We start from the raw sequence: 14,454 nt of genomic DNA, 5'->3' as shown, positions 1-14,454 counted from the left end.
AACACCATGTCGCCCACCAGCACGCACCTGTCGTCGTCGGCCGCACTCTTCGCCAAACCCAAGGCGACGCCCGCACCCGCCAAGGCCTCGGCGGCCGACACGACGTCGACCAAGCCTCGCGCCGATCGCAGCGACGCCACCACCGACAAGAGCGACGCCGACTTCAAGCAGTCGCTCGAGCGTGAACAACGCGAGGCCGAAGAGCCAGTCACCGAAACCAAGCCTGAGCCGACCACCGGCGAAGCGTCGAACGAAGAGTCGCCAGCGACACCGACCGACACGCCGACCGCCGACGCGGATGTCGTCGTTGCGGTGCCGGGCGATGGCTTCGAGGCCAACATGCCGATCAGCGTTCCGACGACGCCGACCGCGGAGACGCCGGACGTGTCGACGGACGGAGCCGTTGCGACGACCGAAGAGGGCTTTGTCGTCAGCGCGATGCAACCGGTCGCCGCCGAGGCCGTTCCAGTCGACGGCGAGGCTCAGCCGGTCGTGACCGTCGCGCCGACTGCGACCACGACCGACGCGGTCACAGCCAACACGCCGGCCGCGGTTCAGGCCGACCCGAAGACCACACAGAAGCTCGCCGATCGCACGGCGACCACGCCTGTCGAGGGCGAAGCGACGCCCGCCGTCTCGGCCAACCGTCCGGTCGCCACGACGTCCGCCAATCCCGCAACACCGTCCGCCGATGCGCAGCCGGCTCGTCCCGACGGCAGTGTCGAGGCAATGAAGCCGCTCTCTGCCGAACCCACCGGCCAAGCCATGACCGGCACGACGTCTTCCGGCGTCGAGGCCCGCGTGGATGTCGCGTCTTCCGTCGCAACGACACGGCCAGCGATCCAGCCGACCACCAGCAGCCTGCCAGCCGTCACCATGCCGACCCCGGACGCGGCGGCCGATGATGCCGTCGCCACCGTTCGGCAGGCCGTCGCGACTTCGGCATCAACCAACGGCAAGACGATGACCGTTCGCCTCGACCCGCCGTCGCTCGGCAGTGTCCGCGTTCAGGTGCGTGTCAGCACCGGCGGCGAGATGGTCGCCTCGATCGGCACGAGCAACGATGTCGCCCACAGTCTCGTCCGCGGCTCGATCGAACAGCTGCGGACCTCGCTGGAGCGCACCGGCGTGAGCGTCGACCGCATCCACGTCACCCGCATGTCTGCCGGCGGCCCCGACGGTCTGAGCGCCGGCCGCGAGGCCGAAGGCCGCGGCGGGAACGAGTCCGGTCAGGGCGACGGTCGCAGCGCGACCCGCGATCAGTCCGACCAGGAACAGCGCGACCAACAACGCCGTGCCGCAGCGATTCGACGCTGGTACGCGGAAGCTGCGTGAGGTCGTAGGTAGCTCGGAACAACTCGAAGCCGTCGTGTGAGCGAAGCGATCACGCGGATCTGGGCGCGCCTCGTGTGCGCTCCGATCCGGATGATCGCTTCGCTCACATCTCGGCTTCTTCTTTGATTTTTCGAAGGGTTTTCGAGCAGGTGAGGTGCTGAGCGGAAGCGACTTCGACCGATAACACCACCATGATCGACGCCATCTCCAGCAGTACGCCGGCCTCGACGCCGACGTCGAATTTCGACCTGACGACGGAGGACTTCATCAATCTGATGGTCACCCAGCTCCAGAACCAGGATCCGCTGGAACCCACGAAGAACGAAGAACTGCTCGCCCAGATGAGCCAGATCGGTCAGCTCGAAAGCTCGACGAAGCTGCAGGAGTCGCTCACGACGATGGTCCTCCAGAACAACCTCGCCTCGGCCGGGAACCTCATCGGCAAAGAGGTCAGCGGCTTTACCAGCGTTGGCGACGAAACCCTCGAAGTCACCGGGCAAGTCACCTCCATCCGAGTCGAAGGCGACGACGTCAAACTCGAACTCGACACCGGCTACCAGGTCGACCTGACGAAGGTGACCAACGTCTCGTAGCTGCGGAACGCGGAAGTCGAACGCAACGCATCAGCCCTCTGACCCTCCTCCTTTCGCCTTTCTCTCTCCGCCCTTAAACAATGGCCCTTACCTCAACGCTCTTCACCGGTCTCAGCGGGCTCGATGTCAACCAGACGCGGCTCAACGTCGTCGGCAACAACATTGCCAACGTCAACACCGTCGGCTTCAAGGCCAGCCGTGCGCTGTTTAAGCCGCAGTTCTACGTCACCGACTCGGGCGGCAGCCCGCCGTCAGGCGACGCGGGCGGCAGCAACCCCGATCAGCGCGGCCTGGGTGCCGCCGTCGGGTCGATCGAAAAGGACTGGTCGCCAGGCTCCATCGAGCCCACCGGCCGGCAAACGGACCTGGCCGTCGACGGTGACGGCTTCTTCATCGTCCGAGGCCAGGAACAGATGTACACCCGCGACGGCTCCTTCAGCCTCGACTCGCGCAACAACCTCGTCTCCAGCGACGGCCAATACGTCCAGGGCTTCGGCGTCGACGACGAAGAGAACATCCTCGCCGGACAGCTCGGCGACGTGAACATTCCCATCGGCGGACTCACCAAGGCCGAGGCGACACGCAACGCCTTCCTTTCGGGCAACCTCAACGCGGCCGGCGACATCTCGACTGGTGCCAGCGTCCTCAACAGCAACGTCGAACTCTTCGCCGGCGGCGGTCCGCTGACGCCTGCGACACCGCTGACTGCCGTCGAAGACGGCGCGGCCGTTCCGTACTTCGCGATCGGTGACACGCTTGAACTCGCCGGCACACGCGGTGGTCGTCGTCAGGAGACGCTCTCGCTGACCATCGATGCGACGACAACCGTCGCCGACCTGACCGACTTCATGCAGCAGGGCTTGGGCGTCGCCAGCGGCATCACGCAGCCGTCGGGTGCCGTCAGCGGCGGGCAGCTCAAGGCCGGCCCGACCACGGGCAGCCAACTCGTCCTCGTCGGCAACACCGGCACGGGCAACGCCGTCGCGATCGAGGGCAGCGACCTCACGCTCAACGGCACGCCGCTCTTCGGCTTCGCAGCTGGCACAACGGCCGGCGGCGTCGCGGACGACCCGGCCGGCGAGACCATCCACACCTCGATGATCGCGTACGACTCGCTGGGCGTGCCGGTCCGCGTCGACGTCACACTCAACCTCGAACAGACCAGCAACAGCGGAACACAGTGGCGCTTCATCGCCACCACGCCCGACGACTCCGACTACGCCGGCTTCAACTCCGGCACGGCAGGGCAGGTCGTCGGCGTCGGCACCGTCAACTTCGACAACAGCGGCCGGCTCATCGATACGACCAACGGCACGCTCACCGTCAACCGAGACGGCACCGGGGCCGAGCCGAACGTCGACATCGCCCTCGACTTCGCCAAGGTGACCGCGCTGGCCGACACGAACAGCGAGTTCTTTGCTCAGCAGGACGGCACGAAGATCGGCACGCTCGTCGGCTTCGGCATCGGGCAGGACGGCACCATCACCGGCACCTTCGACAATGGCCTGACCGGCAAGCTCGGACAGGTCGGACTCGCCACCTTCGATAACCCGCAGGGCCTCACGGACAACGGCAACAGCCTTTACTCCGTCGGCAGCAACTCGGGCGAACCCCGCATCGGCGCTCCGCTCGAAGGCCTGGCGGGCGGCATTCGCAGCGGCGCGTTGGAGCTGTCCAACGTCGACCTCTCGGGCGAGTTCATCAACCTGATCATCGCCTCCACCGGCTTCAGCGCCGCCAGCCGCGTCATCTCGACCAGCGACGAGCTGATGACCGAACTCCTCAACACCAGCCGGTAAGGCCTGACCTCTTTCTGATGATCGCCCTGACGAAGCTCAACGGCCAATCGTTCATCTTGAACGCGGAGAAGATTCGGTCGCTCGAAGAGACGCCCGACACGCTCATTTCGCTCGATGGCGGCGAGCGGGTCGTCGTCAAGGAGCGCATCGCCGACGTGGTCCGACAATCCATCGATTACGCCCGTCGCTGCCGAAGACCGCTGTTGGACTGAAGTTGCCTCAACCCGGTCGCCCGACGCGCCGATGTGCCCGGTAGGGATTGGCAACGGACGCCAGCGCCCGCCCGACGCGACTAACGGACTCCGCGATGGCCGACGACACTTCTGAAGACAAATCGACAGGCGACGAGACTGCCAAGAAGGGCGGAATCAAAGGCCTCCTCACCAAGCTGCCCGTCATTGTCGGCGGGGCGATGACGATCGAAGCCGTCATCCTGTTCGCCGTGCTCAAGGGCATGGGCGGCGGACCGGCCGATGCCGAAGCCGGCGAGATCCTCCTCGACGAGCACGGCCATCCGATCGAAGTGCACGTCGATGACCACACAGCTCTGGTCGAGGTGCCGGTCGACTCGTTCCGCGCCCAGAACCAGCTCGACGGACGGACTTATCTGTACGACGTCGACATCACGGTCCTCGTCAAGCCCGACGTCGCCGAGGAAGTTCAGGCGACGTTGGCCGCGAGCACGAGTCTCGTCCGGGATCGCATGACGCGGATCGTCCGGAGCATCGATCCACAAAAACTCAACGGATCGGCCGAGCCGGGCTTGGAAACGCTGCGTCGCCAGGTAAAGTACCAGCTCGACCTCATCGTCGGCGACGGCCTGATCGAAGAAGTGCTCGTGCCAAGGTGCATCCCGTACCGCACGAGTTACTAGAAAACGGCCGAAACTGGCTCTGACGTCGCCCGCCTGCATGGATGCCGGCGGGCTCGTCCGCATCTGCGGGCGACCATCTTGCTCCAGGCCAGGAGGGCCGCTTGTCCCAGGATCCATCCAACGACGATCTCGCGCAGGACCTCGAAGCGCTCGGTGACGGTGCCCTCGGTGACGACGGCCCGACCGACGAGCCGCCGGGCGGTACGCAACCCGACGCCAAGCCCGACGTCGACCCCAACGTCGCCGGCGTCGAAGAGGCAATCGACGAACTGGACGCGCTGCTCAGCGGAGCCAGCTTCGAAGACCCCGTCACCGCCGACGCGCCGGCCTCACCCAAGCCGGCCGAGACCGTCGCGACCCCGACGCCGTCCAAGTCTGGCGGCGACGAGGCCTCGCTGAACCTGCCGCAATTCGAAAAAGTCCTGCAGGAAGCCCAGGTCTCGGGCATCGACCTGCTCAAGGACGTCAACCTCGACGTGAAGATCGAGCTGGGCCGGTGTCGCATGCTGGTCGAAGACGTGCTGAAGCTCGTCGAGGGCTCGGTCGTCGAGCTCGACAAGCTGGCCGGCGACCCGATCGACGTCTACGTGAACGAGCGCATCGTCGCCCGCGGCGAGGTGCTGGTCCTGAACGACAACTTCTGCGTCCGCGTCAACGAGATCATCGAGACGCCCAAGGAGGACGACCTGTGACCCGCGCCGCCCTCATCGCGGCGGCGGTTGTGGCAGGAGCGATCTGGACGACGAGCACGGCACGGGCAGACGCCTTCGCCGACACGCCAATCATCGCGGCCGATTCGTCAACCTCCTCCGAACCGACGCAAACCACCGCCACCGGCCCATCGGCGACGCGCGTCCTTGCTTCGCTGGCTGGCGTCGGGCTGCTCATTGTCGCGACCGGCTGGGCGTGGCGACGCTTCATGCCCGGTGGACCGGGCGCTCCGGGTGCGTCGGCCGTCAAGCTCGCGGCACGCGTCAACCTCACGCCAAAACACCAGGTCTTTGTCCTCCGCGTCGGGCATCGCCTGCTCGTCGTCGGCGACTCCGGCCACGGCATGAACGCCCTCGCCCAGATCACCGATGGCGACGAAGTGGCTGACGTCTTGGCCGCGTGCGGTGCGGCGTCTGCGACGGACGATCCGCTCAAGGCCGACGCTTTTGCCGCGACGTTTGCCGAGGCCCGCGGCGACAACGGCTCTTCGCTGTTCGAGGTCGACGTCGACGACGACACCATGCCCGAGCCGCCTCCACAGCTGGGCGACGACGTCCGCTCCCTCATCGAACGCGTCCGTGGCCTCAGCGCCGCCCACCGACAGGAGGGCGCGTCGTGACTCGTCTGCTCTTTTGCATTCTGACTGTCGTGATCGGTTTCGTCGCACCCGCTTCGGCGCAGGTCGACAGCGATGACTCCGGACTCGAGCCGCCGCCGCCGTTGGAGCAGCCGTGGGGCGAGTTCGAGGGCGCGACACCGCCCAGCGAGCCAGGCCCGCTCGGCTCCGCGATGCCGTCGGCCGATCCGACGCTGCGGCTGCCGGACCTGACCGATCGCGAAAACCTTGCGCCGACGCTGCAGATCATCGTCCTGCTGACGGTGCTGTCGCTCGCGCCGGCCTTGCTGGTCCTTTGCACGAGCTTCACGCGGATCATCATCGTGCTGTCGCTCTTGCGCCAGGCGATGGGTGCCCCGACGCTCCCGCCGAACCAGGTGCTGACCGGCCTCGCGCTCATCATGACGATGTGTGTCATGGGCCCGACGATCGGCAAGGTCCACAACGAAGCGATCGCGCCGTACATGGCCGGCGAGCTCACCCAGGCCGAGGCGTGGGAACGCGGCACCGGCCCGGTGCGCGAGTTCATGATCGCCCAGATCCAGGCCGCCGGAAACGACTCGACCGTCCTGACGTTCCAGCAGTTTTCCGGCAACGAGCCGCCCGAAACCTGGGGCGACGTCTCGACTGCCACGCTCGTCCCGGCCTTTGCGCTCAGCGAGCTGAAGGTCGGCTTCCTGATGGGCTTCAAGGTCTACCTGCCGTTCCTCGTCATCGACATGATCATCTCGGCCGTGCTGATCAGCATGGGCATGATGATGCTCCCGCCGGTGCTGATTTCGCTGCCGTTCAAGCTGCTGTTGTTCGTCCTCGTCGACGGCTGGCACCTGGTGGTCGCGAGTCTGATGGGCAGTTTCGCCCTGACGGGATAAGAGAAGTGTGAAATAGGAATGCTGAATGCGGCCGGACAACGCCCACCAGCTTCTCAAGTTTCACTTCTGACTTCAGCATTCACCATTCATACTTCACACTTTCCGCTCATGGCCGACATGGACATCGGGATCGAACTGATCCGTCAGGCGTTGATGCTCACGCTCATCTGCGCTGCGCCGATCCTCATCGCCGGCCTCGTGGTCGGCGTGGCGGTGTCGCTGCTTCAGGCGGTGACGCAGGTGCAGGAACAGTCGCTGGCGTTCATCCCCAAAATCGCCGCCATGTTCGGCGCGGCGATCATCTCGCTGCCATGGGCAGGTCGGCAGATCCTGCAGTTCGCCGAACTGACATTCGGCGGGGGTTGGTGAGTTTCCTCCGTCATCCCGAGCGCAGCCGAGGGACCTCGCCTGCCTCTGGACGATCTTCCAGACGAGGTCCTTCGACTCGCTGCGCTCGCTCAGGATGACGGAGGCGCATGACGACGACGTTCCATGCCACCGCTCCCCGGCAACTTCGACCCGAACGCCCTGTGGGAGATGGCGTCGCTCGCAGGCGTGCCGCAGCAGTTCGCACTCGTCGCGTTCCGGCTGATGGGCCTGATGATGATCGCGCCGATGCTCGGCAGCGATCGCATCCCCCGGCCGGTCAAGCTGTACTTGGCCGTCGCGATGACGCTGTCGCTCGCGGTCGGCGGAGGGTTGCCGGTGTCGGGCGAACTGCCGCAGGAACCGTGGCGACTCGCGGCCGGCATCGTCGGCGAACTGGGCTTCGGGTTGCTGGCCGGACTCATGCTGTCGCTCGCCTTCAACGCCGCACGCTGGGCCGGCGGCGTGGCGGGGCAGCAGATGGGCTTCAACCTCGCCGGGGCAATCGACGCCCGCAGTGACGTCGGCGGCAACCCGCTGGGCGATCTCTACTTCATCCTCACGCTTTTCATCTTCCTCTCGCTCGACGGGCACCACGCGATGCTGCTCGGCCTGCGCGACAGCTTCGACCACGTCCCGCCGCTCTCGTTCGCCGTCGACGCCGCGACGCTCGATCTGCTCGTCGAGGCGCTGCTCGCGTGTGCGACGCTGGCCTTGCGGATCGCCGCTCCGATCTGCTGCTCGATGCTCGTGGTCGACCTGGCACTGGGCATGCTCGGCAAGACCATCCCGGCCCTCAACCTCCTCTCCGTCGGCCTGAGCCTCCGCGCCTTGGTCGGCCTGACCATCGTCATCACCGGCCTCGCCGCCACGGCCTACCTGCTCAACGGCGCCCTCGACGAAGGCCTCGATCTGGCGACGCGGCTGTGGACACAAACCTGAGAAATCTCTCGCTCCGTCATCCCGAGCGCAGCCGAGGGACCTAGCCCGGTTCTGCACGTCCGCTCAATCGAGGTCCTTCGACTCGCTTCGCTCGCTCAGGATGACGGATCTTCCTTGACCTTCGCCCATGCCCGACGATCAGGACCAGGAAAAGACCCAGGATCCGACGCCCAAGCGGCGTCAGGAGGCTCGGCAGGAGGGGAACGTCGCCAAGAGTCAGGACCTGGCCGCGTCCGTCGTGCTGGCCGGGTCGTTGATCGCGCTGTGGATCCTCGGGCCGCGGCTGTGGGAGTCGATCTTGAACGTGACGTTCGTCAGCATTGCCGAGCTCCCGCCGCGGGAGGCGACGCGGGTCGAGGGCGTCATGGCGATGGCCAAGACGATCGTCCTGGAGATCGCGCTGGGCATGGGCCCGATCATGCTGGTCCTGGCCTTCGCGGCCGTGGCAGGCAATGTGATTCAGACCGGCTTCCTCGTCGCGTTCAAGAAGCTCGAACCCAAGGCGGAGATCCTCAATCCGTTCGCCGGGGCGAAAAAGCTCTTCTTCGCGGCGAAAACGTACGTCGGCTTCGCGATGAACCTGATGAAGCTGATCGCGGTGACGCTCGTCGCCTGGTGGGCCGTCTCGACCGAGCTGGGCAAGATCGTCGGGCTCCAGCGGATCGACCCGGCCGCTGTCGCACCGGCGGCCGCGATGAGCGTGCTGATCGTCGCCGCCAAGGTCGCGGCCGCGCTCCTGCTCATCGCGATCATCGACTTCTTCTACCAACGGCAGCGTCATGAAAAAGACCTGCGGATGACGCACCAGCAGGTGAAGGACGAAATGAAGAAGATGGAAGGCGACCCCGAGGTCAAAAAACGACGTCGCCAAATCCAGATGCAGCAGGCGATGCGATCGATCGCGCAGGACGTGCCTGAGGCCGACGTCGTCGTCACGAACCCGACACACTTCGCGGTCGCGATCAAGTATGACGAGGACTCGATGCAGGCTCCACGCGTTGTGGCCAAGGGGGCGGACCTGATGGCCCAGCGCATTCGCGAGGTCGCGTCGGCCAACGGTGTGCCGATCGTGGAAAGACCGCCGCTTGCTCGGGGGTTGTACGGGGCTATTGAAGTCGGGCAGGAAATACCCGAAGATTTCTACGCCGCCGTCGCGGAACTTCTGGCATACGTCTACCGGCTCGAACGCGAGCTGGCCGGCGCCGCCTGAATCACGACGGCCCGCCGAGGCATGGATGCCGCGGTGACAGCTCGACCGACTGGACGTTCATCGGACGTCGTCGGGCACCTTCACGAGGTCGGCAACGGACTGCCGCATGACCACGCTTGCGTCTCAATCCGCTTCACCTGCCGCACCTGGTGCGTCGGTGTTGGCTGGACTGGTCAAGCACCGGGGCCTGATCTTCCCGGCGTCGTGCATCGCGCTTCTGCTCGTCTTGCTCGTCCCGCTGCCGCCGGCGGTGCTGGACTTGCTGCTGGTCATCAACCTGACGCTGAGTCTGGTGCTCTTGGTGACGGCGATGTACGTGAAGTCGCCGCTGGAGTTTGCCGTCCTGCCGAGCCTGCTCTTGGCGGTGACGATGTTCCGGCTGACGCTGAACGTCGCGACGACCCGGCTCATCCTGACCGCCGGCGAAGGCGGGGCGGGTCCGGCTCAGGCGGCGGGCGATGCCGGCGCGGTCGTGAAGGCGTTTGCCGACTTCGTCACCGGCGGGTCGATGGCGGTCGGGTTCATCATCTTCGCGATCATCTTCGTCATCCAGTTCGTCGTCATCACCAAGGGTGCGACGCGCATCAGCGAAGTGGCCGCGCGGTTCACGCTCGACGCGATGCCCGGCAAGCAGATGGCCATCGACGCCGACCTCAACGCCGGGCTGCTCGACGAGCAGCAGGCGCGCAAGCGTCGCGAGGAAATCAGCCAGGAGGCCGACTTCTACGGGGCGATGGACGGTGCGTCGAAGTTCACCCGCGGCGACGCGATCGCGGGCATCATCATCACCCTCGTCAACGTCGCCGGCGGCATGTACGTCGGCCTGGTCGAACGCGACTGGCCGCTTGGTGACACGGCCGAGCTGTTCACGCGGCTGACCATCGGTGACGGCCTCGTCAGTCAGGTGCCGGCGTTCATCACGGCGCTGGGCGCGGGCCTGATCGTCACGCGCAGCTCGACCCGCGCGGAACTCGGCGAGCAGGTCGTCAGCCAGCTCTCGGCCAATCCGAAGCCGCTCGCGATCGCCGCCGCCTTCCTCGGACTCATGGCCTTCACGGGCCTGCCGACGATGCCGCTGCTGGCCATCGGCCTGTGCTGCGGCGCGATGGCCTTCATGCTCGACCGCGGCACGAAACAGCGGGCCCAGCTCGAAGACAAACAGCGTCTCTCCTCCGCCGCCGCCGAGGAGCAGAAGCCCGCGCCCATCGAGCAGGAACTCGAAGTCGACGCCCTCGAACTCGAAGTCGGCTACGGCCTGGTCTCGCTCATCGACCCGCGGCAAAACGGCGAGCTGCCCGGCCGCGTCGGCATGATCCGCCGTCAGATCGCCCAGGAACTCGGCATCATCGTGCCCAGCGTCCGCATCCGCGACGAGATGCGCCTCGGCCCGAACGACTACCAGATCAAGATTCGCGGCATGCCCGTCGCCCGCGGCGAAGCCTTCCCGGATCAGTTCCTGGCGATGGACAACGGCATCGTCGCAGGTGAACTCAAGCATGCCTCGCCCACCGTCGAGCCGGCATTCGGTCTGCCGGCCTACTGGATCACCGAGCCGCAGAAGCCCGAGGCCGAGCTGCTCAACTACACCGTCGTCGAGGCGTCCGCCGTCGTCGCGACGCACCTGACCGAAATCATCCGCCGACACGCCGGCGAGCTCTTGGGCAGACAAAACCTGCGCCGCCTCGTCGACGGCCTGAAGGAACGCGTGCCGGCGCTGGTCGACGAGGTCGTGCCGGGCGTCGTCAAGATCGGCGAGGTACAGAAGGTCATGCAGCTCCTGCTTCGCGAGCGCGTGCCCGTCCGCGACCTCGAGACCATCCTCGAAACCCTCGGCGACTACGGCACACGCACCAAAGACCCTGAAGTCCTCGCCGAGTACTGCCGCAACGCGCTGGCCCGCACGATCTGCAAGCAGCACGTCGACGAGGAAGATCGCCTCCACTGCGTCACGCTCGACCCCGCTTTGGAAGACGCCGTCGCGCAGCATCTGCAGCGCGACGAGGCCAGCGGTGCGACGACGAACACCATGCCGCCGCAGACGGCCCGCGCGGTCGTCCAACGTGTGGCGGAAAAGGTCGCCGAACTCACCGCGACCGGTCGCCCGGCGGTCGTGCTGTGCAGTCCGCACGTGCGTCTGGCGATGCGTCGGATGCTCGAGGCGACGCTGCCGCAGGTGGCCGTGATTGGCTACAACGAAATCGTCCCGGACGTCCAGATCGAAGCCGTCGCCATGGCCGGACTGGAGGCGACATGACCGCACTGTCGCACGAGACCATCAACGCCCGATAAACAACGTGTGCCGGTGGAACCGGCGTCTTACCCAGCCCTTGCAGGACGCGAGGCACCATGACCCAGACCCTCCAACCCCCGCCGCCCACCGCCGCCCGGCCACGCCGCACCGCCAAGCCGGCTGTGCGCGACGAAGCTCCGCCCGCCGGGCAGATGGAACTGCGCCGGTTCACCGCGCCAACGATGAGCCTCTGCCTCGACGCCGTGAAGAACGAGCTGGGCACCAACGCGGTCATCCTCGCGACGCGCAACGTCGCGACGCGCCGCTGGCTCGGGCTGCTCAAGCGCGAGCACGTCGAAATCACCGCCGGCCAAGGGCTGCGCATGCCGCGTCGTCCGCAGCCTCGACCGGCACAAGCCACACGCCCACGCGCCGCCGCTGCCAGGAAGCCGGGCGAAGCGTTGCTCGAATCCACCGGCGGGGCGGCCGCGGCGTACCTGGGCGTACAGAAAGAAGTCGGCCAACTCCGCGAGCTCGTCGGCGAGCTGGTCGACCAGGTCCAGAACAGCCGCACGCCGCACCTGCCCGACGACGCCTCGCCGATCTTCCGCCGACTCCTCGACGCAGGCGTCAGCCAGTGCCACGCGTCGGCCGTCATCAAAGAGGCCGTCGAGCGACGCGATCGAGCCGACGCGACCGACCGGCCCGCGCTCGACAAGCTGGTCCACAAGGCCCTCGCTGAACGTCTCGCCGAGGCTGGCCCGTCGTGTCGCCGCGGCAAGGGCAAGCCGACCGTCATCGCACTCGTCGGCCCGACGGGCGTCGGCAAGACGACCACCGTCGCCAAGCTCGCGGCCAACCTGAAACTCAAGGAAAACGCCACCGTCGCGCTCGTCACGATCGACACGTATCGCATCGCGGCGATCGACCAGCTCAAGAAGTACGCCGACATCATCGACGCACCGCTGGCTGTCGTGAGCGAGCCGCGCGAGGTGAAGGACGCCATCGCCCGCGTCGCCGATCACGACTTCGTCATCATCGACACTGCCGGCCGAAGTCCGCGCGATGCGGTGAAGCTGGCGGAGCTCGACGAGTTCCTGACCGCTGCGGATCCGGCGGAAGTCCACCTCGTGCTCTCGGCCAATCACGGTGCCGGCTCGTTGAAGATGGCCCTCAAGCGGTTCGCCGGTCTGCGGACGGATCGCCTCTGCTTCACCAAGCTCGACGAGGCCGCCGAGCTGGGCGCGCTGGTCGACGTCGCTGCCGAGGCCAACCTGCCGCTGAGCTACGTGACGCACGGCCAGAACGTCCCGGCCGACATCGAGCCGGCTTGTGCGAAACGCCTCGCCTCGCTGATCCTCGAAGCCGAGGCCGAGACACCCGCAGCCGCCGTCGCCTGAGTGATTGTCGATTGTCCCTGAAGACTCGCATGAGCGCTTTCAGCTTCGCCAACCCGACCGCACCCGTCGCACGCGCCGCCGACGATCAGGCGAAGGGCCTGCGCGATCTGGTCCGACGGCGGGGCGGCAAGCCGGCGAGCCAACGGACCGCGCCCGTCCAGCGCGAGACGCGAGCACCACGACAACGCCGCGCCAAAGTCATCGCCGTCACCAGCGGCAAGGGCGGCGTGGGCAAGACGAACATCGCCGTCAACCTCGCGACCACGCTCGCCCGCGCGGGCAAACGCGTCATCCTCCTCGACGCCGACATGGGCCTTGCCAACGCCGACGTCGTCTGCGGGCTCAACCTTCAGTACAACCTCGCGCACGTCGTCGCGCGGCGCAAGAACCTGGCGGACGTGCTGGCCGAAGGGCCGGGCGGTTTCCGCCTCGCCGCCGGCGCGACGGGTCTGGCCCGCATGGCCGACCTGCCCGAGCAGGAGCACCGCCGACTCCTCGACAGTCTCCAGCCGCTCGAAGACGAGGCCGACGTCATCCTCGTGGACACCGGTGCCGGCATCAGCCCGAACGTCCTGAGTTTCACCGGCGCCGCGGACCAGGTCATCGTCGTCACCACGCCCGAACCAACGGCCATCACTGACGCCTACGCCACCATCAAGGTCGTCCTGCGGGAACGAGCCAAGACCGGCGAAGGCACAGCCTCTGGTCGCGTCGCGCTCTTGGTCAACGAGGCCAAGTCGAACAGCGAAGCTCGCGGCGTCTACGAGCGTGTCGCTCAGGTCGCCGCCCGGTTCCTCGGCGCGACGATCGAAGACGCCGGCTTCGTCCCGCTCGATCCGGCGGTGACCCGCGCGGTCCGCAAGCGTCGACCATTCGTGCTGGGCGAGCCGACGGCGTCGGCGTCGGTGGCGATCAAGCGGCTGGCAGCCCGATTGGAAGAAGGGGTCGCGGCCTCGCTGCCGCGCGACTACGGCTTCTTCGGCCGGGTCGCCCGCCTGACCCGCCTTCGCCGAAGCAAGGCGTAGCCGACTCGACTCATGCCGGTCCGCATCGCGGCCATCCTCTCGCTCGTCTGCTTCGTCGCATGTCTGCTGGCGGGCACGATCTTCGGGGACAATCCGCTCGAAACCGTCGTCCTCGTCGCGCTGCAAGGCATGGCCGCGACGTTCGTCATCGGCTACGTCGTCGGCATGATGGCCGGCGTGATCGTCCGCGAGAAGATCGAGGCCGAAGAGGCCAAGGTCCGGGATCTCATCAAGCAACAGAAAGACGCCCTCGCCGCCGAAGCCGAGGCCCAGGGCGGCGTGATCGACGTCGCCTGAGCACCCGTGTGGCCAAGGCAGATCGCGCTTTATCAGACGTCACCAGGAAGTTTGCTTTTGTGCCCTTCAAGGGTTTGCATCGCGGCTGCTGCCGGTACACTGTCGTTGCCGCGGACGGATCCGCGGGTCGGTCGCACGTCGCCGGGATGACGCGTCGCACGATCGGCACTGCCGCCGGGACCCT

The 14,454-nt window shown here is 66.8% G+C and carries 15 protein-coding genes; all 15 read left to right on the top strand.

Features of this window, described 5'->3' with window-relative positions; genetic code table 11:
- Window positions 1-6: 6 nt before the first annotated feature.
- Complete coding sequence (locus AAGI46_03900) at window positions 7-1,335, top strand: flagellar hook-length control protein FliK (protein MEM1011348.1); 1,329 nt, start codon at window positions 7-9, stop codon at window positions 1,333-1,335.
- A 191-nt stretch (window positions 1,336-1,526) separates the two neighbouring features.
- Window positions 1,527-1,928 (top strand): flagellar hook capping FlgD N-terminal domain-containing protein, encoded by a 402-nt coding sequence (locus tag AAGI46_03895; GenBank protein ID MEM1011347.1) that lies wholly within the window; start codon window positions 1,527-1,529, stop codon window positions 1,926-1,928.
- 80 nt (window positions 1,929-2,008) lie between these two features.
- Entirely contained in the window at window positions 2,009-3,727 is a 1,719-nt protein-coding gene (locus AAGI46_03890; GenBank protein ID MEM1011346.1) for a flagellar hook-basal body complex protein, read from the top strand.
- Window positions 3,728-3,744: 17 nt separating this feature from the next.
- On the top strand, window positions 3,745-3,939 hold the full coding sequence (locus tag AAGI46_03885; protein ID MEM1011345.1) for a flagellar FlbD family protein: 195 nt from the start codon (window positions 3,745-3,747) through the stop codon (window positions 3,937-3,939).
- Window positions 3,940-4,034: 95 nt separating this feature from the next.
- Entirely contained in the window at window positions 4,035-4,601 is a 567-nt protein-coding gene (locus AAGI46_03880) for a hypothetical protein (protein ID MEM1011344.1), read from the top strand.
- Window positions 4,602-4,702: 101 nt separating this feature from the next.
- Window positions 4,703-5,293: a flagellar motor switch protein FliN gene (gene fliN, locus AAGI46_03875; protein MEM1011343.1), complete on the top strand. Its 591-nt coding sequence runs from the start codon at window positions 4,703-4,705 to the stop codon at window positions 5,291-5,293.
- Entirely contained in the window at window positions 5,290-5,931 is a 642-nt protein-coding gene (locus tag AAGI46_03870) for a flagellar biosynthetic protein FliO (GenBank protein MEM1011342.1), read from the top strand. The genes fliN and AAGI46_03870 overlap by 4 nt, the downstream gene beginning before the upstream one ends.
- The gene (fliP, locus tag AAGI46_03865) at window positions 5,928-6,800 is read left to right on the top strand and encodes a flagellar type III secretion system pore protein FliP (protein MEM1011341.1); all 873 of its coding nucleotides are present in this window, start codon (window positions 5,928-5,930) and stop codon (window positions 6,798-6,800) included. Before AAGI46_03870 ends, fliP begins: the two co-directional genes overlap by 4 nt.
- 108 nt (window positions 6,801-6,908) lie before the next feature.
- Window positions 6,909-7,169, top strand: a complete 261-nt coding sequence (locus AAGI46_03860; GenBank protein ID MEM1011340.1) for a flagellar biosynthetic protein FliQ — start codon at window positions 6,909-6,911, stop codon at window positions 7,167-7,169.
- A 123-nt stretch (window positions 7,170-7,292) separates the two neighbouring features.
- A complete protein-coding gene (gene fliR / locus AAGI46_03855) occupies window positions 7,293-8,108 on the top strand; it encodes a flagellar biosynthetic protein FliR (protein ID MEM1011339.1) in 816 nt (271 codons plus the stop codon).
- Between the two features lie 127 nt (window positions 8,109-8,235).
- Complete coding sequence (flhB, locus tag AAGI46_03850) at window positions 8,236-9,318, top strand: flagellar biosynthesis protein FlhB (protein ID MEM1011338.1); 1,083 nt, start codon at window positions 8,236-8,238, stop codon at window positions 9,316-9,318.
- A gap of 106 nt (window positions 9,319-9,424) precedes the next feature.
- The gene (flhA, locus tag AAGI46_03845) at window positions 9,425-11,572 is read left to right on the top strand and encodes a flagellar biosynthesis protein FlhA (protein ID MEM1011337.1); all 2,148 of its coding nucleotides are present in this window, start codon (window positions 9,425-9,427) and stop codon (window positions 11,570-11,572) included.
- A 92-nt stretch (window positions 11,573-11,664) separates the two neighbouring features.
- Complete coding sequence (gene flhF / locus AAGI46_03840; protein MEM1011336.1) at window positions 11,665-12,948, top strand: flagellar biosynthesis protein FlhF; 1,284 nt, start codon at window positions 11,665-11,667, stop codon at window positions 12,946-12,948.
- Window positions 12,949-12,977: 29 nt separating this feature from the next.
- Window positions 12,978-13,973, top strand: a complete 996-nt coding sequence (locus AAGI46_03835) for a MinD/ParA family protein (GenBank protein ID MEM1011335.1) — start codon at window positions 12,978-12,980, stop codon at window positions 13,971-13,973.
- Window positions 13,974-13,985: 12 nt separating this feature from the next.
- Entirely contained in the window at window positions 13,986-14,270 is a 285-nt protein-coding gene (locus AAGI46_03830; protein MEM1011334.1) for a hypothetical protein, read from the top strand.
- Window positions 14,271-14,454 lie beyond the last annotated feature (184 nt).

The sequence above is a fragment of the Planctomycetota bacterium genome (assembly GCA_038746835.1).
Lineage (GTDB): Bacteria > Planctomycetota > Phycisphaerae > Tepidisphaerales > Tepidisphaeraceae > JBCDKH01.
Note: the sequence above shows the minus strand (reverse complement) of the source record. Positions and strands in the feature narration are given on the sequence as shown.

What these genes read in the sequence shown, in the direction of transcription:
- AAGI46_03835 (MEM1011335.1), top strand. Translation starts at nt 12,978, where the DNA reads ATGAGCGCTTTCAGCTTCGCCAACCCGACCGCACCCGTCGCACGCGCC.
- flhB (MEM1011338.1), top strand. Translation starts at nt 8,236, where the DNA reads ATGCCCGACGATCAGGACCAGGAAAAGACCCAGGATCCGACGCCCAAG.
- AAGI46_03880 (MEM1011344.1), top strand. Translation starts at nt 4,035, where the DNA reads ATGGCCGACGACACTTCTGAAGACAAATCGACAGGCGACGAGACTGCC.
- AAGI46_03890 (MEM1011346.1), top strand. Translation starts at nt 2,009, where the DNA reads ATGGCCCTTACCTCAACGCTCTTCACCGGTCTCAGCGGGCTCGATGTC.
- flhA (MEM1011337.1), top strand. Translation starts at nt 9,425, where the DNA reads ATGACCACGCTTGCGTCTCAATCCGCTTCACCTGCCGCACCTGGTGCG.
- AAGI46_03885 (MEM1011345.1), top strand. Translation starts at nt 3,745, where the DNA reads ATGATCGCCCTGACGAAGCTCAACGGCCAATCGTTCATCTTGAACGCG.
- fliR (MEM1011339.1), top strand. Translation starts at nt 7,293, where the DNA reads ATGCCACCGCTCCCCGGCAACTTCGACCCGAACGCCCTGTGGGAGATG.
- AAGI46_03900 (MEM1011348.1), top strand. Translation starts at nt 7, where the DNA reads ATGTCGCCCACCAGCACGCACCTGTCGTCGTCGGCCGCACTCTTCGCC.
- AAGI46_03895 (MEM1011347.1), top strand. Translation starts at nt 1,527, where the DNA reads ATGATCGACGCCATCTCCAGCAGTACGCCGGCCTCGACGCCGACGTCG.
- AAGI46_03860 (MEM1011340.1), top strand. Translation starts at nt 6,909, where the DNA reads ATGGCCGACATGGACATCGGGATCGAACTGATCCGTCAGGCGTTGATG.
- flhF (MEM1011336.1), top strand. Translation starts at nt 11,665, where the DNA reads ATGACCCAGACCCTCCAACCCCCGCCGCCCACCGCCGCCCGGCCACGC.
- AAGI46_03830 (MEM1011334.1), top strand. Translation starts at nt 13,986, where the DNA reads ATGCCGGTCCGCATCGCGGCCATCCTCTCGCTCGTCTGCTTCGTCGCA.